The organism is Photorhabdus sp. CRCIA-P01 (genome assembly GCF_003545805.1).
Classification (GTDB): domain Bacteria; phylum Pseudomonadota; class Gammaproteobacteria; order Enterobacterales; family Enterobacteriaceae; genus Photorhabdus; species Photorhabdus antumapuensis.
Genome location: NZ_NMQR01000040.1, coordinates 1 through 25,349, shown reverse-complemented (window position 1 = coordinate 25,349; position 25,349 = coordinate 1). Strand labels below are relative to the sequence as shown.

8 protein-coding genes and 5 pseudogenes are annotated in these 25,349 nt (G+C 54.3%); 11 read left to right on the top strand and 2 right to left on the bottom strand.

Going from position 1 to position 25,349, the window contains the following annotated elements; genetic code table 11:
* Window positions 1–22 precede the first annotated feature (22 nt).
* Complete coding sequence (locus tag D3222_RS18825; protein WP_118987517.1) at window positions 23–643, top strand: TetR/AcrR family transcriptional regulator; 621 nt, start codon at window positions 23–25, stop codon at window positions 641–643.
* 252 nt (window positions 644–895) lie between these two features.
* On the opposite strand, the pseudogene D3222_RS18820 reads toward D3222_RS18825, so the two are convergent.
* Window positions 896–1,057: pseudogene (locus tag D3222_RS18820) on the bottom strand (hypothetical protein); the annotation flags it as partial.
* A gap of 66 nt (window positions 1,058–1,123) precedes the next feature.
* Between D3222_RS18820 and D3222_RS18815 the strand changes: the two are divergent.
* The 9 genes and pseudogenes from D3222_RS18815 (at window position 1,124) to D3222_RS18785 (ending at window position 23,747) form a co-directional block, all read left to right on the top strand.
* Window positions 1,124–2,084, top strand: a pseudogene (locus D3222_RS18815) (IS5 family transposase).
* 45 nt (window positions 2,085–2,129) lie between these two features.
* Window positions 2,130–2,258, top strand: a pseudogene (locus D3222_RS26825) (IS3 family transposase); the annotation flags it as partial.
* Between the two features lie 109 nt (window positions 2,259–2,367).
* Window positions 2,368–2,478, top strand: a pseudogene (locus D3222_RS26820) (hypothetical protein); the annotation flags it as partial.
* Between the two features lie 33 nt (window positions 2,479–2,511).
* Window positions 2,512–5,964, top strand: a complete 3,453-nt coding sequence (locus tag D3222_RS18810) for a hypothetical protein (RefSeq protein WP_118987515.1) — start codon at window positions 2,512–2,514, stop codon at window positions 5,962–5,964.
* Between the two features lie 71 nt (window positions 5,965–6,035).
* Window positions 6,036–16,565, top strand: coding sequence for a Tc toxin subunit A (locus D3222_RS18805; protein ID WP_198672867.1), 10,530 nt, complete (start codon window positions 6,036–6,038; stop codon window positions 16,563–16,565).
* Between the two features lie 81 nt (window positions 16,566–16,646).
* Entirely contained in the window at window positions 16,647–17,924 is a 1,278-nt protein-coding gene (locus D3222_RS18800; RefSeq protein ID WP_118987513.1) for a hypothetical protein, read from the top strand.
* Window positions 17,925–17,967: 43 nt separating this feature from the next.
* Entirely contained in the window at window positions 17,968–22,329 is a 4,362-nt protein-coding gene (locus D3222_RS18795; RefSeq protein WP_118987512.1) for a SpvB/TcaC N-terminal domain-containing protein, read from the top strand.
* 60 nt (window positions 22,330–22,389) lie between these two features.
* Entirely contained in the window at window positions 22,390–23,313 is a 924-nt protein-coding gene (locus D3222_RS18790) for a hypothetical protein (RefSeq protein ID WP_118987511.1), read from the top strand.
* Window positions 23,314–23,342: 29 nt separating this feature from the next.
* On the top strand, window positions 23,343–23,747 hold the full coding sequence (locus D3222_RS18785) for a hypothetical protein (RefSeq protein WP_118987510.1): 405 nt from the start codon (window positions 23,343–23,345) through the stop codon (window positions 23,745–23,747).
* Here the strand turns inward: D3222_RS18785 and D3222_RS25130 are convergent.
* Complete coding sequence (locus D3222_RS25130; RefSeq protein ID WP_157975366.1) at window positions 23,736–23,903, bottom strand: hypothetical protein; 168 nt, start codon at window positions 23,901–23,903, stop codon at window positions 23,736–23,738. The two genes, D3222_RS18785 and D3222_RS25130, sit on opposite strands and share 12 nt — an antisense overlap.
* Window positions 23,904–24,149: 246 nt before the next feature.
* On the opposite strand from D3222_RS25130, the pseudogene D3222_RS25125 reads away from it, so the two are divergent.
* Window positions 24,150–25,349: pseudogene (locus D3222_RS25125) on the top strand (RHS repeat protein); the annotation flags it as partial.

Below are 25,349 nucleotides of genomic sequence, written 5' to 3'. Positions count from 1 at the left end.
GTTAAAATTTTAAGGGGTTTAAATGATTCTGTTTGATGAAGAAAAGCTGTCGCCAGTCCGGCGTCGTACCCTGGAACGTATCACTCATTCAGCGCTGAAGTTATACCGTGAAAAAAAATTTCCGTCTCCTGAAGAGATTGCCAGTGAAGCTGAATATGCGAAGGTCACGTTGCGCAGCTACTTTTCAACCCACAGTGATTTTGTAGAGTATGTTGTAAAACAAGTCATTGGATCATTCGTTATCCCCCCTATGGGTAATGATGCAGAGGAAAATATTGAGAAATTATTAAGATGGGGCTATGAAGAAATAGAAGCCAATGAGGCGCTGATGAGGGATGCTTTACGCATTTCTCAGTTACGCTGGCAGGAATCTTTATCCGGTGAAGGTAACCCCGAACGACCCGTTTTGAAGAAAAAAAGTAACCGTAAAGAGACACTTTCTACGGCGTTAGCGCCTCTAAAAGGTCAGCTTAAAGATGATACAATACATAAGATTATTATGTTGATTTCCGTTTTATATGGTACAGAGGCTATGACTATTCTGAAAGATACTTTTGGTTTAGAAAATGATGAAATAATCGACTTAACGAGTTGGGCCGCAAAGTTGATTGTTCGGCAGGCCATTAATGAGGAGCTAAAATAATCAGAAGACCATTTTTTTAACATTAAGGTAAAGAACCGGGCATGAGGCCCGGTAAAAGTTTCTTTTGGTGCCGATAACTGTAACGACTCGCGTTTGAAATCCCACCGACTCGCATTTATCCGTTTTTTCGGCTCACATTAACTGCAAATGAAAAGTGCTGCCTGCCCACATTAAGTGACAATGGGCTCGCATTTATCTTTTCCGGCTCGCGTTTATCCGCCGCCGACTCACAATAACTGCAAATCAAATTATTCATATCGGCAGCCCGACCGACAGCATTCGGTCCCGCAACTCAGCCGTGCGCACCGGATCGAGCTGATTGTTAAATAATGCCCTGATTTCAGCAGGTTTCGCGTCGAACTGCTCCACCATATCTTTCAAACGATAACCATGTCGCGTCAATGTCGGTTCCAAATGGCGTTGGTGCACGGATGGCTAAGTTATGTCATTGTGGTTGTGGATTTCCACGGATACGAACCCATGCCACATAAACATAACGCCGGAAAGCGTCATCATATTCCCAAAGCCAAATTCACCGTCACCAACTGGCCTGAGTACGAAAATGGCCTTAAACAACGTGGCAGTCTGACGCTCTGGCTCACCCCGGAGGCCATTGCCCTGTGGAAGGCTTCCGCCCGCACCACGCCCGGCGGCCAGGCCCGCCATCCAGACCTGCCTGATGCTGCGCACCGCCTTCCGGATACCCCTGCGCCAGGCTGAAGGTCTCATGGCATCCGTCATCAGTCTGATGAATCTGCCCCTTACGGTACCTGACCACACCACGGTCAGCAGACGAGCCACCACTTTACCGCCTCTCCCGCGCATCCCCGCTGAAGGCAAGCTTCATATCCTTATCGACAGCACCGGATTGAAAGTTTACGGCGCCGGCCAGTGGCTGGAGGAAAAGCACGGTGTCCGCGCCCGGCGCGACTGGCGTAAGCTCCATCTGGCCGTGGATGCGGATAACTTCAGCATCGTGGCTTATACCCTGACTGACTCACATACCGATGACCCGTCGCAGGTGAGGCCATTGCTCAGCCAGACTGACGGCACAGACACGCAGGTCACGGCTGACGGAGCTTACGATGGTCGCCCCACGTACAGCGTCATTGCCGGTCATGGTGAAAACATCACTGTCGCCATCCCACCGCGCTCAACTGCAGTGCCAGAGGAAAGCACCGACCCGCCGGGGCAGCGTGACCGGCACCTGGCCACGATACAGGATAAGGGACGGCTGGCGTGGCAGAAGGCCGTGGGGTATGGAAAACGGGCGTTAGCGGAAACGATGATGGCCTGCTGGAAAACCCTCATCGGTTCCCGGCTGCGTGCCCGGGGTTTTGCGGCTCAGAAGACGGAGGCTGTCATCGGTGTGGCGGTACTGAATCGACTGCTGTCGGTAGCCCGCCCCCATTCTGTCCGTAAGCAGGTGAGATCCGTCTGAATTACGGTGGGTAAGGGGAGGTACAAACGAACCCTATCCGTGCACCAACGCCGCGGTTATATCCTGAATTACTACAATAGCGTCAGACCTCATCATTACAACGGGGGGCTGACGCCGGAAGAATCAGAGAACAGATACCGTTCTTACTGTAAAACCGTGGCCAGCATTACTTGACCACTACAAAAAGACCACCTAACCTTATTGATGTGGTCGAATAATCAGGGCACTAAACTTACATCCAAAATGGAGGTGTTTAGTGAACCAGAAATGAAAATTTACCCCTGAGTTTAAAAAGGAAGTCGTCTCCCTGATGACTGAGCAGGACTACAGGGTCGCTAAAGCGGCTGCATCACTGGGGATAAGCGACAAAATTATTTTGATAAGTCAACAATAATATATTGCGCGATGGAACTTAAGCGGAGAAAATATGAACATTCGATCAATTGTAAGTTTACTTTTGTTATCAATAAGTATACTCACTGCAGGTGAGGTCTCCGGGGCTTTCGTTAAATTCGGCGAGGGAAATGATAGTGATTTAAGGAATTGTACCACTAAGGATAAGGATATTAAATCCACGTGCCAGTTTGATGTAGGGCAAGAGATTAAAGATAATCTATGGGTGTACACCAGTAACTGGCAAATCGAAGAGAATGAATATGTAACACTTTACCGTCACGATCTCGATAATAATAATGTGTTAGTCATGGGAGTACTCGGCACGCTTCATGGTAATAACAAGTTTTGCAATAAGAATTTACAGCAGTTCAACTCCGGATTTATAGATGACCCTCAAGGAACAGCCGATCGTTTTAGTGGACATAACCCTCCTGTATCTTTTAAGTTCAATCAAACAGGAAAATATTTAATAAGATTTTGTCATCAAGGTGTAGATGCCCGTAGTTTTTCCAACCTGCAAGATATGTTGCAAGCGATTTTTAACAACATGCGTGAAAACTTTCACCCTACTCCTACGTATGATAATGACAGGATCTGTGAAAATAATTCAAACAAGTACGACTACTACTTTGAGATAAAACCTAGATCGGTTTCTAAATTATCATTTAATGCTATCGATACTACCAGCGATCGTCCTGTCTCCAGGACAAATGACAACACCTATTATCCACTATACACAACTAAATCGCTAAGAATAACGCCTGCCATACTGAATGAAACTGCTCAATTCAATCAAGTGAAAAACTGTGAATATTATCTTGACGGAAATGAACGTGATATTAAGGCTGTTGATCAATCCATTGTATATGACAGCAAACAAAAGAAGTTTAAAGTACAGACTGACAATAATCATAATGCAATCCTGAATACACTCCTTTTGCGCCCGGAAATTGAGTTGAATTTAACGGCCACCTGTGCCCTGACCAGTAAAACCAATCAAAAATATACCCACCTTATCCAGGAGAAACTAAAAATTCACCGCAATAAGGCACAACCCGGCGTGCCACGTTTTACGCTGAGTACCAGTAGCAGCACCGATCACAGTACTACCGCCGCCGACCAGTATGCAGACTGGGGACGTAACACCCGCTATTACATTGGAGTAACCACCGATCATTTCGACACACTAATGCCTTTTGATACCTGCGATATCAACGGCAGAACCTACACTTACAGCAAATACAACAATAGCTTGTCTCAGTCTATCCAGCTTGATTCATCTGATCTACACAGCTCCCACGCTGATAGCAAGGATGGCAATTACCAACGTTACGGCGATTCTCGTGATTACAAAGGCACCTGCAATATAGGCAGTAATCCAGACAGTGATTATCACTACTATCCGGTTAAAGATATCCCCATTCAGCACGGTTTCACCATCACACGTTACGGGCCACGCATTGCCAAACGCAGCGATTTCTCTGGTCAGTTCGGCGAGATTTCACTTGATGACAAAAAAGATGACAAACTGCGCCCAGGTAAGACCTTTACGCTGACCACCAGCGCACGATTAATCGGTCGCCCCGCGACGGGCAACGGTGATTTTCCTGATGCGCTAGCGCAAACCACCACCGACAGTAATCTGCAAAGTAACCAGTGCCTTTCAGGCTGGAAAAGTAATGGCAGTGATGGCTGTCGGGCTGACCTGTCCACCATCGATCAGCAAGGTAACTGGCGGTTACAAGCCAACAGCAATCTGATGGAAACCACCACGGCGATGGTCCATATGACGGGTAGCAACCGTGAAGGGATCTTCAGCAGCAACTACACACTGGCTGATAAACAAATCACCATCACCCCGCTACTCAGTCTGGAGGGCAAGTTTTCTCCTGAAGAGGGATCGCTGACAGACAAGGTCTATCACCACGGTAGCCGGTTTACCGTTCCTGCCAGTTACACCCTGCAAGGGCGTACTAACGGTAAACTGAATAACCGCTACAAAGGGAAACTCACCGCATTAACAGTGACGCTGGATAACAACTTAGACGCGGATAAGGCGGGTACTGGCACGCTGGAGGTAGCTGGTCAGCCAGACACCAAAAATAAAGACTGGGATGGCCACACAAACAAGGCATTTATGACCAGCGGCAGTAGCGCCGCACTGGAACATGACCAGAGCAGCACACTGAAGATACCCCTTACCGTCACACGAAGCTCTCACGATCCCGCCCGTACTTTTGCCACTATAGAAGCGCTGGGCAGCTTTGCCGGAGATAACGTCGATGTGGTTAAAGAACCCGCCTTACAACCCGGCAAATTCACCATTGAGCTGGGGCCGGATCTCTACCCGGCAAAAGAGGCCTACCACATGGAGATAAATAACAGCGAGCCACTGGCCTTCTCTCCGGGTCAAAAAGAACCACTAACGCTGAAAGTGAATTTCAACAGTCGTCTCACTGCTGACAAGCTGGCGACAAAAGAGGGCATTCAGGCAACGGCGATGAACATCACCCTGCCACCGGGGCTACAACGCGCCGCGAAATACCCCATTCAGCTGTTCTGCAATGACGGCAAAGCCTGTAACAGCGAGGTGAATAACAGCTGGGATGGTAAACAACATAGCGACATTTTGCAGGACCACTTCCTGCTGAAACCCGACGGCAGCTACTCGCTGAGCGTTCCGGTGATGGTGGATCATGACATCAGTGCCTCGCCATCTCCGGTGACGCTGACCATGTCCCAAAATGACAAGATCATCGGTCAGGATACCCGCGCACGCATTGTCAGCAAGAATAGCACCACCACCGAAAATAAACGCGTGGAGAAAATCGCCCGCGGAGATATCGCCATTCTGCCTCTCGATGCTAAAGATCAGACCATCATCGACGGCAATAAGATGAATATTACTGTGGCGGTGAAAAATGGTCAGCAGAGCGATTCCGTCACCCTGCAAACCGGCAGCAGCACCATCCCGCTGCGCTTTAAAGACAAACAGGGTGATATTGCCCGCTTTACCAGCGAACAGCCCCTCCCCATGCCGGCAGAGGCGAACTATTCACTGAAGGCACAACTTAGTACGCACAATGTCCTGCTGGCCGGGCCGGCGTTAGGCGACCCACGTCAGCTGAGCTGTACTCTGGAAAATGACACTAATCTGAACTGTACCTTCCGCTGGAAAGCCCCGTTGCCCTATGTTTCCGGCGCAGCACTGTTAAGTTACAACGCGCTGAACAACACAGATAAGCAACTAACAGGCAACAAGAAGGGCGGCATCATGGCGATGGAACCGGAAGAGGCCCGTCAGAAGCTGCAAGAGAGCTTGCAGGATCTCGAAAGCAACGGCACATGGACCGATATTCAGTCATTTAGTAACAAAAGTACGCTACCCCGCTTTACCCGGCCACACGGCAATAAGCCGGAAGAACAGAGCCTGTTCGAGGCGGGTAAAGCGCTGCCGGCTAAGGGAACCTTCGAGTTTAACTAACGTATCTGCCCGGCTGGCACAACCTGTCGCTGCCAGCCGGAACACACCGAACAACACTGAGGCAAAATATGATGTCAGCGATCACCAAAGATTTCGCCCGTTTTCCATTTGATGGTGATACCAGAAAAGTATTGATCAGCTTAGGATTCAGCAGTATTTACGACATTCTCAGCCTTGAAGCCACGCGCTTCTATCAGCAATACGATCCGCTGTTAAACGGTAATGCTATCGCCATCTATCAACAGGCAAAAGATTTTGTCACGCTGGCCGATCAACATCTGCGCAGCAGTGAGGGTGCAGCGCAGAGTCTGTCCCCCGCGGTTCCTTTCTCGTCAGACACCACCACATCCAATGCGCCGGTTTTCTACTCCGCCTCCGGTGCGCATGCACCGTTAGCAGAAAAACCCGATGCGCAACAAAAAGCACAGCTGGCGCGCTACCGGCAACCCCTGTATGAACGTCTGTTTTTCGACGATCAGACCCGTTTTGCCCCTCCGGGCAGTTTACAGTCGCTGGATTCACCGGTGAGCTATCTGATGTATTTACTGACCCTGCTTTGTCGCATGCGCCGTCAGGATAATTCAGCATTGAAGACGTTACTTGCCAGGCGACCCGATCTCAGCACGCTATTGCTTAGCGACGATACGTTTAAACGTGCGTTACCGACCAGTGAACTTGCCGCTGAGATCTTACAAAATGCCCTGAAAACATTAACCAGACAGCCGGATATTGATCGCTGGCTGGCATTCTGCCCCTGGCCGCTCAGTCTGCCATTTGACGTCGCTGATACACGCATCGATCTGGTGCTGGATGAAGCATCGCTGACCCGGGGCGATGCATGGAGTACGCTGACAAAGCATTACCGCCAGTACGACGATAAGTCCGCTGCGGCGCTGGCGTGGAGCAAGCTCAGCGCTGGTTTACAGGAGCAGCTTACCCGTCCACTGAATAACAATGCAGGCGCGCAGGAGTACCCGCAACTGTTCTTACTGATTGATCAGCAAGGGCAACCGGCAGATGAGCATTTGCTAACGCTGGCACAACTCTGGCCTGGGCGCAACATTACCGATCTTCAGGTGACTCCTCCGGAAACTATCCAGTGCTATACCACCAGCACGCCGCTACAAAGCATCAAACTGAAGCTGGCCTTCGCCACACACCGCGGCAGCCCCGATAGCTGTAGCCTGCAAAAAGCCACCATTGACGGCCACGCAAACGATAATCAGATATACCGCGCCACCGCGCAGTTAACGGTGCAGGCGAAGTCAGAGGGAAAAGCGCTGGAGCCGCGTCATCTTCTGGTGGGTATTTTGGTGGGAAGAAACGTCACCTCACGCCGGGCCGCTCTGGACGCCTTTGACGCTGAGCAGAAGCAGCTGACCAGCGTGCTGGGTGCAGAAATCGGCAGTGTCACCGCCGCAAATATGGCAATACCGGTCGATATGCTGTGCCAGGCCGCCGGGATTAACCGGCAACAGCTGCAGGATGCCTTTGCCAGCGGGGAATCTGCCCCCGTCTTATCACCCTGGATCAGCTGGGACAAGGAGCACCTGCCGATCAATGGCGGAATTTATGGTGCCCGCTTCCTGTGGGGAACCGGTGCCTGGTTAGCCGGCCGGCAACCCGGCAACATCCAGGAAGAGGAACTCAGCACCACCCCTTTCCAGCTCGATCGGCTGCAAAAACTCATTCGTCTGCAACAGGTCAGCGGGCTTCCTTACGGTCAGCTCGACAGCCTGCTGCAAAACGCCATCGGGGCGGAGAAAAACGCCCCGGATATCACTGCCGGCACACTGCGCGCGCTGGGTGTGTATCAGCGTTATCATCAGGCCCATAAACTGGATGCCGAACAGGTGGCAGCGCTGTTCGGCCCGATGCCTTATGCGGCTACCGCAGGAAAAACGTCTCTGCTCGATCGCCTGCTGACTGCCGGCAATACTCCGCTGGCAGGGAGTGAGAAACTGCCCACCTTGCCGTTAGCCGGAGCGGATAAATTTTCAGCAGCAGACTTCACCCTGCTGGCGACCGCATTCAACACCACGGTTGATACGCTCAACATGTTGATCGCCACCTATAAGGATCAGGCAGACTATACCGTCACCCGTAGTCTGGAAGGGATAACCGCGCTTTACCGTCCTCTGCTGCTGGCAAAAGCCTTCGCTGTCAGCGCAGACACCCTGTTACTGATGATCGAACAGATCTGCCAGCCGGTGTATAAGGAAAGCCTGGCGCTACTGGCGCAGCCGGTGATTACACCCACCGCGGATAAACGTGACAGTATTGACCTGCTGATCACCCTTGATGAAGCAGTACGCTGGGGCCGGCAGCACACGCGCGACCTCAGTGCCTTTATCGCCCCCTTGCAGGGTAACCCGGAAAAAACCAAAACCTTTCAGGATGCCTTTATCGGGCTCTGGCAGGCTTCAGGCCTGAATAAAAAACCGGGCGAGGCGATTAGCGATCTGAAAAAAGCCACCAGTGAACAGCAAAAAGCCAGCGCCGGCCAGCCGCTTGCTCCGCTGGTCACCCTGATGAGTCAGCAATTTCATCTGGAACCCGGCGTTGCCTGGTCGCTGCTGTTTAACTATGCCACGTTACTCGATCCACTGGTCAACGACAGCACAGCCAATCTCAAACCGCTGTTGCTGGCCGCCAGCGTGCTGAGCAACGCCCATCTTGATGAAGTGGCGCTAACGCCGTGGCGTAACGGGAAGCTATCGATCGATACCACGCTGCCTTTATGGCAACAGCTGCTGTTGTTACATGATTTTATCGACCTGGCAACAGGCGACGAGCGTTTAAGACCGGTGCTGCTGTCAGCGGCAAGGGACTGGCAGGCGCGGCTGGCGAAGGGTGAGGAAACCGATATCAACACCGTCAGTGCCATCCTCGGTGAGCACTACACCCTTGCCGCCCACCATCGGCTACAGCGCATGGCGGCGTTTGCCCGTGCCAGTGGCTGGGGCGTGAGCGATCTGCTCTGGTTTATCTCACAAAATCATCTCGATCGGCAGAACTGGAATGAGTACTTCGCCTTTAGCTTACGCGGTGGCAACAAAGCGGAGTCGGACAGCAGCGCGCTGGTCGCCCGGCTGGGCGAAAAACGCAATCGTGCACTGCTGACAGCCTATAAATCACAGTGTCGTCGTCTGACCATTGCCGATGAAGATAAACACCAGGAAAACTCCTGGCAGGAGCATGAACCCACCACGGCTGACGTGGCGGACAGGTTGCTGATTGACCCGGAAATCACCGCTAAAGTACCCACCACGCGGATTGCCGAGGCAACGGCCAGCGTGCAGGCTTACCTGCAGAGCATCGCCGATGGCCGCGATCCGCAATGGTATATGACCAAAGGTGAGCTGAAAAACTGGCACGATAACGATCGCTACTACGCCATCTGGGCCGCCAACCAGCAGCTACGCTGGCATCCCGATCAATATATCAATCCCCTTTCCCGGCAGAAAAAAACCCCGCCATTCCGCGAGCTTGAAAACCGTCTGTCGCAGGCACGCCTTGACCGTGACAGTATTAATGACGCGTTATCTGCCTACCTAACGCAGTTTGAGCAGGTGGTGAATCTCTCCACCATCGGCGCTTATCAGGATGGCATGAGCAGTACGCAGAGTACTATTTACTTCCTGGGTCGTAGCCCGCATGCGCCGTTTAGCTACTACTATCGTCGCTGGGGGAAAGATGACTCCGGCCTGCGGCTGTGGAGTAGCTGGCAGAAGATTACCCTGCCCACCACGCAAAACGTGCTGACCCAGGCCCCGCCAGGGGCGGAGTGGAATAACTACCGCAACACCATGAAGGATCGCAGCTGGATGCCGCTGCAGGCCCGGCTGCTGATATTTGCCGGCAGAGTGAGTTTTCTCTGGGTGGAAACGCGAACCCTGACGCAAAGCACACCGTCAGCGGACAAGAAGTCCACCGTCGCGGAAAAAATGTATCAGCATGTCATCTCGCTGGTTTATCAGCGCATTAACGGTGACTGGAGTACGCCGATTGAACTCTATAAGGGGCAGCCTGTCGCTAGACAGACGCTAGCAAACACATCGTATATCGACCCGCTGCCCCATCTGACCGCGTTTGTCCTCCCCCGTGAGATCGCAGAAACGAATCTGAAATCCATTAAACAGGTGAGCAAAGAAGATCCCTCACTGGCCTTTACCAATCAGACAGTAGACAGCGATCTGCTGGTGGTGGCACTACACAGCACCTACTCCGATCCTGAACAGACTAACGCCAACAGTAAAGTCTGGCTGTTTGATGAGGATCTGACGGAACTGCTGCCGATGCCTCGCTGGGAAAAGCTGAGCGCGCAAGCAAAGTATGAGGGCATGGATATCAATGCCGTCAAAGACATCAGAGATAATAAAAGCAGCAAGCTGCTGACCACCATGACCGAGATAGTGAATAACGCCTACCTCAATACGCCGGCGTATACACCGTCTAAGCTGGAACAACGAGGCCTCTATCACACCCGGGTGTTAACGCCCTGCATCCCGGAAAACTGGCTGTTTAACCAGCGTCGGCTGGAAAGCCGCAGCGAGCGAATCTTTGGCACGCAGCTGGCGTTAGAGCTGAAGGTCTCCGATAAAGACGTCAGCCAGGCCGGACGTGGTGGCTACCGGACAGACTCGGTGCTGACGTTAACCACGGAGCAGTGGCAGCACTTGCCGTCAGATGCCAAACTGGTGCATTTCTTGTCCGTGAAGGGGAGAACGGTTCGTCAGGTGCTGACATCACCGCAGAGCACCTTGTCGCTCTTTACCCTCTATCCTGACCCTTACCTCGATAGCGGAGAAACGCGGCACGGGGTAGTGATGGTGGCAAAATCAGCCAGCGATATCGTCAGTACGCTGCCGGCGGATAACGCCTGGATTGAGAGCGGTCAGCTGACCGTATTGCACAAGCCGCTGACCGAGCTGGCGGCAGAAATCAGGGAAAATCAGCAGGGAACACAGTATCTGACTATTAACGATATTGCGCCATCTGACCCGCTCAATACCCAGGGGCAGATCATTCACGGCCGGATCGACGCAGAGATACATCAGACAACCACCACTATTGCCGGTGTCTATAGTGCGCTGATCATTGATGACAAAAACATTGCCAACATCAAGCCTGCTCCGCTGCAGCAACAGGATGCCTGGATGCCGGTGACCCTCGTTAAGGGTCAGAACGGCGAAGGGCTTTCGCAGTGGAACTACGATATACCGATAGATCAGGTAAAAAAATCATCTGCCGTGTGGCTGGTGACGAAAGTGGATAATAAATCCATCAGTAAGGCATTGTCAGAAAGAACAACGCTGCCGGAGGGCGTCGCTGCCGCACAGATATCCCAACAGGGCGCGCTGGTTCAGCTGGAGACACCGAAAAAAATTGTCGCGACGGAACCCGTTTATCTGTTTACCGCCATTCCGGTTACCGACGCAGCGCAGCAATTCAGCCACACCTGCCAGACCGCAATCCAGACACGGCCGGTGTTTTCCCCGGTCGCCTTTAAATTTTATCTGGTGCACAAAACACAGGAAGAGAACAAGTTAACCACGCTACAGAACGCCGGGCTGCGTATTATCAGCCAGCAAGAGCTGGATGAGGATCTGCAGGATTTGTCCCGCACCACGCTGTTCACCAGCGCCGACTGGGGATGGATCACCCCGACCTTCCTGACCAGCAAACAGCCTTATCAGTTAAACCGCAGCTATCGTTTACAGTCACCGGGCTGTCACTATCTGCTGCTGAAGGTTGCCACCAGCGCTATCGATACCGCTAAGTCGAAGACATTCAGTATCAGCGTGCAAACCATGCTAAATCTGTCGTCAACCGCGGGCGGCCATATTATCGCACTGAATCAGTCCAGCCATCAGGCAGAAGAGATCCCGCTGAGCAATAAACACATTGCCTCATCGCCGCAAAGCAATAAGCTGGCACTGGTAAATGACAATGAGCTCAAAAGCTGGCTGGACAGCTATAGTCATCTCTTTTTCGCTCTGCCCTGGACCGCCAACGCGATGGCCGACGTGGCGGATTACGGACTGCGCTTCCAGCTGGATGGTTTAAAAAATGACACGTCGCTGTACGGCCTTATCCCCTGTGAAATTCCAACCCTGTCAGATGCGGCGATCGTTTCCCGCTGTACGCCCGGACATGCTGCCGTAGGCGATACGGTCACCCTTCAGGCAGACATCAAACTGGGGTCGAAGACCGACCAGCCGGTCAATATTGAGGTCGCGCTCAATGCCGCTTATCAGTGGGCACCAGGCATGGCCGTACCGGCTGGCGCACAGATAAAAGACAACGGCACCCTGACGCTCACCCTGCCACGGGGCCAGCGGACGGTGAGCCTGACATTACCGGTGCGGGTGCTCAACGCTATCGGTAACATTCTGCCACTGGCGACCCTGACCATAGCAGATAACTACTCTGCCCGTCGGGTGATGCTGGAGCAGCCGCTGATTGAACACGCGCATTCACCGGCCATTGAGTGGGACTGGTACTTTGGCGGCGATACCAGCGTGCTTAACCGCAGCTCCGCACTGCGCGCGATTACCTCATCCCAGCTTCGTTCAAAAGTGGTGTTGACCGTATTGCAGATAGCCCCCCCCTCCTCGCAGACACCGCTGAGCGCATCGCTAAAGCTGCCGGCAGGGATTAACATTGCCGCCAACGCTACCACTCTGTTAACGGCGTTAGAAAAAACCAGACAGGATGAACCTGGCTGGCTGGACGGCATAAAACTGGTCAGGGCGTTTCTGGAAACAAACAAACCGGCAAAAACAGATTTACTAAAACTGCTTGATAACGTCAGGCTTACCCAGCCTGTGCTACTGCCGCTACCGCTGGCGTTAGCAACAGAGAGTCAGTTTACTGACTCCCTGCAGGCAGAAGTGCAGTATGGTCCGGCGACAACGGATGTCTGGCGCAAACGCAGTGAGCCGATGCTTCCGGACGCGAAAGACAGCCAAAACACCTTGGCGATCAGTGCCAGCAGTAGTCAGCAACAGGTGGTGGATGATCCTAAGGTAAAAAAAGAGATCAGCGGCTACCTTGGCGACAACGTTCAGCTGACGCTGCTGATTGAAGCGCTAAAAGAGACCACCGTCAGCGAGATATCGCTTGCACTACCGGCAAAACTTTCCTGGCAAAACGGCGCCATCCAGGGCGTGCGGCTATTACCGCAGGGGTCCACCACCGATGCACCGGCAAGTTTAAAAGCGACGGAGATAAAAGAGACCGGATTAAAAATCGCTCAGCAGATCAAGCTGAAACAGGGAGAGCGCTATCAGCTGGACGTAACGCTGGTGGCGATTCCCCATAAGGACGAAAATGACCCCGGACAAGCGGTCTTTTCCGTCAAACCCGCGGCTGGCTCTGAAGTGAAGGCGAATGCGCTCACCATGAGGCACCTCTATCCGCGATGTTCGGTGAGCATCGTGGCGGTTAAAAAAGATGGCACGGAGATCCCGGCAGGTACGCCGCTAACAGTGGGTAGCAGTTTCGACTACCGTATTGCCTTCACCATGAATATCGAAACCCTTCAGCATCAGCTTGATGAAGCGGTAAATAACGCCACTCCCGGGCCGCGATTACGCTTTACTTTGCCGTCCAGCGTTTCCGTCGACAAGAAAAGTGAATTATCCACCAACTTACCTTTACTGAGCAAAGAGCAGGCTGAACAGACAAAAGCCACCCCGGAGACCACAATAAGCGAGCAGGATTATGGCCTGTATATCTCCGGCAAATCGACGGTCTACGCGCAAACCGTGATCAACCCGCACAGCAATATTAGCGGTGAGTTACTGATACCGGTAAACGTTGACAAAGAGGGGTCACTGATCCCCACGCTCACCGTTGCCATCAATAACGATCAATTAAAATCGACGCCGAAAAAGGCTGCGCTCAATAATCAGAGTTATTACGCACCGCCGTTGTCCGCTTATGACAGCGGCAGACTGCCCTTTACCGATCTGCAATTCCAGCGCAGTGGCAGAGAGGGATTCGATCTCCCCAGACCGGAAAATGTTCCCCCCGTTCTGGCGAATCAGCGAGCTGAACCAGCCCCTGGCGCAACACGTTATGTCCGCTTAAACACTCAGTTTGGTCAGGCGCTGGTGCGCACCGCGCGTTATAACCCACTGGCAGTGTTACGTGCCGCGATGCAGGATCATCCCCTGCCCCCTATCGCACAGGGTGAAGCACCGCAGCCGCTGGAGCAGGACATTGCTCACCAGCTCTACTTTTGGGAGCTGTTCTACCATGCCCCGGCATTAATCGCCTGTAAACTTAACCAGGACGGACGTTATGAAGAAGCACAGGAGTGGTTGCATCATCTGTTCCACCCGGTATTTACCGATAAAGAACAGAGCCTCTCTTCCGTCTGGCAGTGCCGGCTGTTAACCACCTCTTACAGCTATGTTTCGCTCGACCAGGCAACCGGCCCGGTCGATCCGGATATTATCGCCAGCGTCCGGCCGGAGTTTTACCGGCGGGCGACCTTCTTCGCCTATGTGAAAAACCTGCTGGATAGCGGTGACAGTGATTACCGCCGTCAAAGCCGTGACGGTTTCAATAAGGCGTACCAGAGCTATCTTAAGGTCGCCCACCTGTTAGGTGCCGGAGAACAACCCAGCCGGATACCGGCTTGGAAGCCGCTGACGGTAGAAACAGCCATCCATTCCCTGACCTCGTCGGGCACCCCTGACGCGCTGTTTGCGTTACCCCGCAGCCATGTTTACCAGCATCTGGTGGATAAACTACAGCAGCGGTTGTTCAATCTGCGTAACGGGCTGACGCTGGACGGTAGCCCGATGTCGCTGCCGCTGTACGATCCGCCACTGGATCCTGCTCAACTGCTGGCGGCACGTGCGCAGGGCGGTACTGCCGGCTCCCGGCCGATGTATACCCCGCAAAATCTGCCGCTGCCAGTGTTCCGCTACAGCACGCTGTATGCGCGAGCAAACGCGGCGGCAGACACGCTGATCCAGTTTGGTGCCAGCTTACTGTCGCACCTCAGTGCACAGAAAGATCAGCAGTACCAGAGCCTGCTAATTAACCAGCAAAAAGAGATGAGCAATTTTGTCATTGGTCAGCAGCAACTGGCGTTGCAAATGAATCAACAGGCGCGTCAAAGTATGATTATCGCCCGCGATGCCGCGCAGCAGAAACTGAGAGAGCTGGACAGCTATATCGAAAAAGATATCTCCGATCAGGAAAGCCAGGCGCTGTCACTGCGCAGCGAAGCCTCAATCCTCGGCATCAGCAGCGCGGAGATGCGGGCAACGGGTGCCGCACTGGATCTGGCACCCAATGTCTTCGGTCTTGCCGATGGCGGCATGCACTGGGGAGCGATTCCGCAGGCGATTGGCGAAGGGTTAGTGGCAGCGGCCAGCTCGAAAGACGGCGATGCACTGCAGATCGAGACGCGGGAGATGTATCGTCACCGGCGAGACGAGTGGAAGCAGCAGCGCGCTGACACCGAAGCCTCACTGCAGCAGCTAAACGTGCAACTTGAAGTGGATACCCGGCAACAGGAGAACCTGGAACGCCAGCTGGCCCAGTCGCAGGCGCAGATCGGTCAGTTTGAACAGCAGCTGGCCTTTATCTCAACCCGCTTTACCAACGAACTGCTCTACCAGTGGCTGGTGGGGCAACTCTCTTCGCTCTATTACCAGGTGTATGACGTCGCCGCCGGACTTTGTCAGCAGACACTAACCGCCTGGCAATACGAAGTGGGCAATTACAGTGATGACGGCTCGCAGTTCTTTAAAAACAGCGGCTGGAACGACGCGCAGCGCGGGCTGTTGTCCGGCGAACATCTGCGGCTGGGTCTGTTACAAATGGATAAAGCTTATCTGAGTCAGACACAGCAGATGCTGGAAATTCGCCACACCGTGTCGCTGAAATCGGTCTGGCTGCAGCAGAACGCCGGCCCGATTAAAGAGGCCGGAGATAGAGCGGCGAGAGCCACCACCGATGCCAGCCAGAAAGCAGCGGCTTCGCGAGCAGAGCGGGAAAAAGCGGTAGAAGAACAGTGGAAAAAAGCCGTACAGCAGGCAGCAGGCAATCCCGGCCTGAAAGTCGAGAGCAGCAAAACCGATCTGACTATCACCATTCCGGTGACGGAAGATCTGCTGGCACAACGTTATCCCGGCCACTACCAGCGCCAGGTGCTTGCGGTTTCCGTCACCCTGCCTTGCCTGGTCGGTCCCCATGAAGAGGTTTGCGCCATCCTGACACAACAGGATAACTTTTTCGCCATTGATCCGGCGGTCACTCATCAGCAGATGCAGGACGGAAAAGCGCTAGCGAAAAAAATCCTCACCAGCAACCGTCTGCAGCAGGCTATCGCGCTCTCCGGCGGCTTAGAAGATAACGGTGTGGTACTCAATTTCAATGATGATAAGTACCGGCCCTTTGAGAGCAATGGCGTGGTGGGCACATGGTGCTTAACCATTCCTAACCCGAAAGGCGAGCTACAACAACGGATGCTGACATCACTGAACGATATCATCCTGACCTTCCACTATCGGGCGAAAGATGGCGGGAAGGAACGGGCAGGTAAGATACTGCAGGAGCTGAATAAACCCACATAAATGTCAGACAGATGCCTTTACTTGTTACTGCCGTGCGCACCATTGAGGCGCACGGCCCGGTTTAGCGATCAGGAGTTATCTATGTCATGCGTTGATCATTTTCCTTTACGCCACGGAATAGCGGGCTGGCTGGCGACTGGCGCATTGCTTTTTTCCGCGGCGGGCTATGCGGCGGATAACAATGCCAATAAATATTACGACTTCACCCCCCGCAAGGCCCCGGAGTTAAACGTTTTTCGCCCGCAGGGCACGCTGTCGATAGCGCTCACCCAGGTACAAAATTTACCGAATGGCAATGAAAGTGGTGGCATCTTCCGCATTTGCGAGGGCGAAAACTGGATCAACAAGGATACACATATACCAGCAGCGAACGGCCATAAAAACGGAGAACTGGCAGGGTTCCTCACCCCTGCGCCCGGTCCACTGGGGCAGTGGGACGTTACACCGGAATATGTGCGACTGAAGCTCACTACCGATACCCACTATACGATGCGCATTCCGCTGCGCATTCCGCCGGAAACCATCACCACCAGTGGTTACAAGACGGTATCACTGGCCGCCAGACCGACCGTGCCGTTTGGCACCAACTGCTCACTGACTCAGGGCGTGATACAGAACCCGGTTGATCAACCACGTAATATATTAGCGATCAACATACCGGTCCCGAACCTGCACGATGCCACGCCTAACGTCCCGCCGCTGAATAGCCGCGTGGTGAAGCTTAATGAGGATAAAAAACAGATGACCCTCACCGTGCCGGTTTCAGGCGCGGTCGAAGGGAATAAAGTGGAGTGGATTGACAGTAGCCATCCGAATGGCGTGGCGATGACCCGCGGCCAGAATATTTATACGCCAGAAGATCAGACGAAAGGGATCAAAGGCGTAGTGAAGGGCGCAGACTATAGCGTCACGCTGCCAGTCCCCACCCATCTGGACTATACCGCCCGCATTCAGGTAACGAAACAGGTTGACTGGCCGGAAAGTAAAACGGTGACCACCACGTTCCCGATGGTGACCAGCACGCTGAATACGCCGCAGGTAAAACTGCTTAACTGCAGCAGAACACAGTGCACACTGCAGTGGAATAGCGTATTGCCCTATCGGGATCAGGATGGCTCGCTGGGCCTCAACCTCAAAGGCGGTTTACAGCCCATCGATGGCACCCTGCCAAAAGCGATCTTCACGCTGCACCCCGACAGCTGGGAGACCTCCGGTCTGACACTGTTTGACGGCCAGCAAGAAACCTCACTACCGGTTTCTAACTGGCAACAATATGACGACAATAAAGGCGACTTTTTAACCTCGCAACCGCTGCCGCGTGAGGGCGTTTTTATCGTGCGTTTTGAACCGAAAGCATAATTATCAGCAGCTGCTTTTTGCTCTGGCACCGCAGGAGTTTACCATGGAGAATCAGTCACCACCGGATACGATAACCGCCCCTTCTTCTCTGGCCCTGCCGAAAGGCGGGGGGGCCTTACAGGGAATGAAACAGACGCTGGCACCCGTCGGCAGTTTCGGCGTTTCTGAGTGTAGCCTGCCGCTACCGATCTCCCGCGGACGGGGCTATGCCCCGCCGTTAGCGCTGCACTACTCCAGCGGCGGAGAAAACGGGGTGTTTGGCCATGGCTGGGGGGTAAACGTGATGCGGGTAACCCGCTCAACCCGGCACGGAGTACCGCACTACGGCCCGGAAGATCGTTTCACCGGTCCGGAGGGGGAAGAGCTGGTCGCCGAACGTGATGCCGCAGGCGCGATCAAGAGCAGGCAATGCCAACGCTATGGCGAACAGGATCTGGCTCACCGCTATACCGTTACCCGTTACTATCCCCGCACCGAGAGCGCCTTTCATCGCCTGGAATTCTGGCAACAAAATGAACAGGACGCCGGATTCTGGTTGCTGCACAGCGCGAATGGTGAACTGCACTGCCTGGGCAAAGATCCGCAGGCCCGGCTGGCCGACCCCGCCTGTCCGCAGCATGTTGCCGAATGGTGGCTACAGGAGTCGTTAGCACCTGACGGCCAGCAAATCCGCTATTGCTACCGCAAAGCGTGCCAGACCGCCGCGCTGGATCGGGTCTGTTACGGTAACCGTGAAGCCACCCGCACGCTCGCCGCCTGGCAGGATACCCCGCCTGATGACAAGGGATGGTTATTTGTCCTGCTGTTCGATTATGGCGAACGCAGCTGCGACATGATGCAGCCCCCCGCCTGGCAGGCGGAAAAAAACGTACCGGCGGCCAGGACCGATCTTATTCGGCGCTATGAGTATGGTTTCGCTCGTCAGATCAACCTGTTGTGCCGCCAGGTGCTGATGTTTCACTGCTTCGATGAGCTGAACGGCGGGAAACCGTTGCTGATTAATCGTCTGCTGGCAGAATATGATGAAAACCCGGAATTAACCCGGCTGACCGCCGTCCGTTCGGTCAGCTATGAGCCGACGGGTAAACCACTGGCCATCCCGCCGCTGGATTTTCGCTATACCCCGTTTCAGTCTGCGCTAACCACCAGCCAGTGGCAGCCCTTTGACGCCCTGTCTGATACCGATATCAGCGGGCAACATCACTGGCAGCTGGTCGATCTGTATGGCGAAGGGCTACCCGGGCTGCTTTACCACACCACCAACGGCTGGTGTTATCGCGCTCCGCAGCGGGGCAGGCAACCTGACAGCATCATCTATGGCCCGATGCAGCAGATGCCTGCCACACCGGCCTACAGTGGTGCCGGCATGGCACTGATAGATCTGACCGGCGATGGCCAGCTCGACTGGATTGTGCAACAACCGGGGCTGGCGGGCTACTTTACGTTAAACAGTGACCAGAGCTGGTCCTCGTTTATTCCTTTCAACGCCTGGCCGGCGGAATTTCTCGATCCGCAAGCAGAGTTAACGGATTTACTGGGCAGTGGCTTGCAGGATCTGGTGCTGATTGGCCCGAAAAGTGTACGTTTGTATACCAATCAGAGTAATCACTTTACCGCGCCAGAAACCGTTCTCCAGGCCGATGGGATCACCCTGCCGGTAGCAGGACGGGACGTCACCGAACTGGTCGCCTTTAGCGACGTGTTAGGATCGGGACAACAGCACTTAATCAGCATCCGCCACGATACCGTCACCTGCTGGCCGAATATGGGCCACGGAAAATTTGGCCAGCCGCTGGTGTTAACCGGCCTGACTCTGGATAAACAGACCTTTAATCCCGCACAGATCTGTCTGGCCGATATTGATGGCAGTGGCGCGGTCGACATTATTTATGCCGAGACTAACCTGCTGCGTATTTTCCGTAATCAGTCGGGCCAGCGTTTCGCGGCAGAAATCGTGTTGCCTCTGCCACCGGGGGTGCATTATGACCGCTTATGCCAGCTACGTTGTGTCGATATTGATGGCAGTGGCAGCACCAGCCTGATTCTGAGTGTACCCTACATGACCGTACGTCACTGGCGTTACACCTTCGCTGAACATAAACCGTATCTGCTGGCAGGCATCAATAACAATATGGGCGCGGATACCCGGCTTACCTACCGCAGTTCAGCGCAGTTCTGGCTGGATGAGAAACAAGCCTCCCCGCAGGCAGTCTGTCGCCTGCCTTTCCCGGTCCAGCTCCTGAGCGACGTACAAATCCAGGATGAGATCACCGGCAACCGCCTGACACAAAATTACCGCTATCAGCGCGGCGTCTACGATGGTATCGAGCGGGAGTTTCGCGGTTTTGCCATGGTTGAATCGCGCGATAGCGATGAAAATGCCTGTGCCACCGGCGCCCATGGCAGCGTCAGTAGCCCGACCGTGACCCGCAGCTGGTACCACACCGGCGGCGTCAGTGACGAAAAATTACCGGCGATCGCCAGCAGCAAGCTGTGGCTGCCTTACCACTTGCAGGCCACACGTTTAACGCGCTGGGATGATGGCGCTAAAGCGGATCTTCCGCTCTTTACAGAGCAGATCCCTGCCACCGTGCAACACCAGCTCTGGCGTTCGTTGCAGGGACAGCTGCTTCGTCAGGAGCTGTACGGTGACGACCATTCCGCCGCCGCTGCCATCCCCTACAGCATCACCTTCTTTCGTTATCAGCTGCGCCAGATCCGGCCCGGCGACGATCAGGTTTATCCGGTGGTTTATCCGGCCCAGCTGGAGACGCTCAGTTACCACTACGAACGTATCGCCGGCGATCCCCGGGTGACACAAAGCATCTGCCTGCAGCAGGATGCCTTTGGCGCCATCACGCATAGCGCGGAGATTCTCTATCCCCGGCGTTCGGCGGATGTCTCGGGCGACTATCCGCCGTCACTGCCTGCCAAGGCCCTGAACGCCACCCGCGACGACCAGCAATTTATCTTGCACATCAATGAACAACAGTCGCAGTTTTATCATCTGAGCGAACCGCAGTGCTGGCGTCTGCATCTGCCCGACTGCAGCTGGCAGCATGCGTTGCAGTACCCTGCGTCGTCGCTGCCTGCCGCCGGGCTGAGCTTTGAATCACTGACCGCCACCGGCGGGCTGTTAGACGCTAAGCAGCCACGCACGTTTCTCGGCCAGACCCGGCTGGAGTATGAAACCACACCGCCAGAGCTGACCGCCTTAGTGAAGTATACGGAAACCGCCGAGTTTGATGACCAGTGCCTGCACGCTTTTGATGGCACCTGGGAAGGGGAAGAGCGCACGAAGAAACTGCAAGCCGCGGGCTATGTGCAAACCAGCAAACGATCCGGCAAAACGAACGAATCGATCTGGGTCGCTCGCCGGGGCTACACGCAGCGCCATGATGAGAAAGGCTTTTTCTTACCCCGCACCTCGCGCACCAGCCTGCTGTCCGGGGAAACCCGCTATGGCTGGGATCGCTATTTCTGCGCCCTGACTACCCTTACCGATGCCGCAGGCCATGTCTCCTCGGCCCGCTATGATTATCGTTTTCTCACCCCCTGCCAGCTGACCGACATTAACGACAACATTTCTGCTGTCGCGCTGGATGCGTTGGGCCGGGTGATCGCCACCAGTTTTTATGGCAGCGAAAACGGCAAAAACATCGGCTTCACGCCGGTTGATAAAGCGAACCTGCCGCCAGCCACCCCGGCAGCGATTCTTGACAAAATACCAGAAAAACAACCGGTTGCCAGCCGTATCGTGATGGATCTCTGTAGCTGGATGGGTCACCCCGACACATTAAGCACCGCCGAACAGCAGACACTGCTCGCGCTGGGCTGGCTCACCCCGGATGGTTATCTCCGTGCCGTCGCCCACCGACAGCTGCTGTCTGGTCAGATCGATAGCCGGGTAAGCAAACCAACGGTGGCGAAACTGCGGGCCGTAACCCGAATCCCTGTCCATAACGCCTTACTGGTGGCCGATAACTATCCGGATAAAGCGCAGAAGATCCGCACCCAGGTGACGTTCTGCGATGGTTTTGCGCGTGAATTACAGACCGCGACCCGTTATGAATCCGACCCGCAGCAGGCAACCGCTGGCCAGCCCGCTAGCGCATCCCCGACCCGCTGGGCGGTCTCTGGCCGGGTGGAATATAACAACAAGGGATTACCGGTACGGGTTTATCAACCCTTTTTTGCTGATGACTGGTGCTACCTTGCTGATAACACCTTGCGAACCCGTGGTCATGCAGATATCCACTATTACGATCCGCTGGGACGGGAAACTGCAGTGCATACCGCCAAAGGCTATCTGCGACGAAATAGCTACTACCCATGGTTCAGCGTCGCAGAAGATGAGAACGATACCTGGAGTGAGGTTGAAGCGGCCCGCAGCAGTAAATCATAAGGTCAGCCATTGCATCCCTTATACCAGTAAGCGATGACTATCATATCAGGAGAGACGAAAATGCATATTCAGGTTGCCGCACTACGTGCCATCACCAGTGAACGCGAGCGCCATCTGCCTGACCGGGATCCACAGCAGAGTATTACCGACTATGCGCAGCAACATCTCCTGCGGCGTCAGACGGAAACCGAACAGGCGCTGACCGCACTACTGCAGGCGAAACAGGGTTCAGCCCCTCTGCTGATCACTCTGCCGGAATTTTTCTGGAATATCCGCTGGGATGCGCTGAAAACGACCGACGAATTGCACCGTCTGACCGACTATTACCTCGATCAGCTATCATCACGGGTCAGCGCAATCGTCGACAAATTCCCGGCCGATAAATATGGTCAGATCGTGCTCCTTGCCGGGACGGTGGCCACGCTGGTTGAAACCGCGCAGAAAGGCACCTATGAAGCCCTCAATTACGCGCTGATCGCCGGCAATCGCCCTGCTGCGCCGGAGATATCCATGTGGCCGAAACGTTATACCTCCTGGGTCGATTTTGGCTCACAGGTGGGCGAGTCAGGCGATATTATTGCCTGTAAACTGGCAGATTCACTGGTTGTTGCCGTCTTAAAAACCAGCACCAGCGCCCCGGAGCATCGCTCTGCTGATGCGTATGGCGCCTGGCTGGCTAACGACATCATTAAAGCGTGTCCGTTCAGCATCAATATTTGCCTCGACTACACACGTCTCAGTACTGGTGAGCAGCAAAAAAACCAGCAGAATCAGAACAGTAAAATCGATTTCCTGCTGGCCTGCGGAGAAAAACTCTACGATTCCCACAGTTATCCGGCCAGCGTGCAATATGCCATCCGTAATGACGGGATCAATCCGGGAGAAATTGAGTTCTTCACCGTAAAAAATCAGCACATTAGCCAAAAAATCGAACCTGTTTTTTTAACCCCCGGGCTGGCAACAGCAACGCTGGATATTACCTGACGCGGCATCAGGTGGAAAGAGGAGAGAGCATGCTTAGCCGGCAGAAACTTCACCATCAGACGCCGGTGATTCGGGCATTGGGCAACCACGGCAAAATGGTGCGCGAAATAAACTATTATCGCCATCCCGACACACCGGACGAGGTTGATCAACGAATCACGCTGCATACTTTCAATGCCCGCCTCGACGCGGAACAGAGCATTGATCCCCGGCTGGTACAGCTGCGGCAGCACGACGCCACGGTGGCCGCCAACTTTCGTTACTTCTCCTCGCTGAGCGGGCAAACACTGCGGGTGGACAGCGTTGATAGCGGCACTACTATCGCGCTCAATGATATTGAGGGACGCCCGTTGTTCAGTATCAACCCGCAAGGGACAACCCGCTGCTGGCAATATGAAGCCGCCACATTGCCTGGCCGACCGCTAACCATTTAGGAACAGGGCAAAGGCGATGTGCCGCGCATCACCGAGCGATTTATCTGGGCAACCGGCAGCGCAGAGGAAAAACGGCTGAATCTGGCCGGTCACTGGCGGTACCACTATGACACCGCAGGGAGAGTCAGTAGTGACGCCATCAGCCTCAGCGGACAACCACTCGCCACCACGCGCCAGTGGCTGATCGACGACGCCGAAGCCGACTGGGCAGGAGAAACGGAATCCGCCTGGCTGCAGCGGTTGCAGGCCGAAAAATTCACCGCTACCTGCACCACCAACGCGCTGAATCAGGTGATCACCCAATGCGACGTCAAAGGCAATATCCGCGAGGCAACCTACGATGTCGCCGGTTTACTGTCCGCTAATAGCCTGACCATCAAAGGCGCGACAAAACAGACGATAGTGAAATCCGCGCACTATTCGCCTGCCGGACAGTTAGTGCAGGAAGAGCATGGCAACGGCATCGTCTCCACCTATGCGTATGAAGCGGAAACACAGCGGCTAATTAACCTGCGCGTTACGCGGCCACAGGGACAGGGCTCCGGCAAGAAGCTGCTGCAGGATCTCTGTTATCAGTACGATCCGGCCGGCAATGCGGTCAGCATGGAGAACAAAGCGGAAGAAACCCTCTTCTGGCGCAATCAACAGGTAGCAGCGAAAACCGTCTGGATCTATGACACCCTGTACCAGCTAGTCAGCGCCAGTGGTCGCGAAGCGGCTAATGCCGGTCGGCAAAGCCAGTCGCTGCCGGCGGTTTATCTCCCCCACTCCGGCGATCATCGCGTTTGCACCAACTATCAGCGCCGCTACCAGTACGATCGGGGCGGCAATCTGACGCAAATACGCCACCACGCTCCCGCCAGCGATAATAACTACACCCTCGACATCACCGTCTGCGCCCACAGCAACCGCGCCATCGCCAGTTCACTGGCGGATACGCCGGAAAAAGCCGGGGAACTGTTTGATCCCGCTGGTAATCAGCTACTGCTCAGCTCAGGGCAGCAACTCCGCTGGGGGCGACGTGGTGAACTGCGTCAGGTGAGTCTGTATGGTGGCCCGGATGATGAAAACAGTGAAAGCTATCGCTATGACGGCGGCAACCAGCGGACCGGGAAACTCAGCCTCTGGCGGCAAGGTGACACGCTGAAACGGCAACAGACGCGCTATTTTACCGATATCAACCTGCACACCACACACCACGGTGAACGTCTGATGACCTCGTTACAAACGATATCGATCACCGGCGCCGGAGGGGCGCAGATACAAGGGCTGCACTGGGAGCAGGGGCTGCCGGATAGCGTTGAGAATAACTCGTTGTCCGGTGACAAGGCCAGAGAGTCAGTCAAACAAAGTACCGAATGGTGGAAAAATCAGGTTAGGGAAAAATTGGGTGAAGGTAAAACTTCAACGGCTGTGAATAGTGTGTTAGGCGCCCTCAATGATGCCGGTGACTTTGCTCTTGTGGGCGCTGATTACCTTTTTGACGGTGCAGCCGCTATTACATCTTGTGCTATTGGGGATAATTATTGTCAGCATGCCCTGAATGATCTGGAGGGTAAAAATCAGGCTGTCGCGGGTAGTGTGAAATCACTGATGACGGGT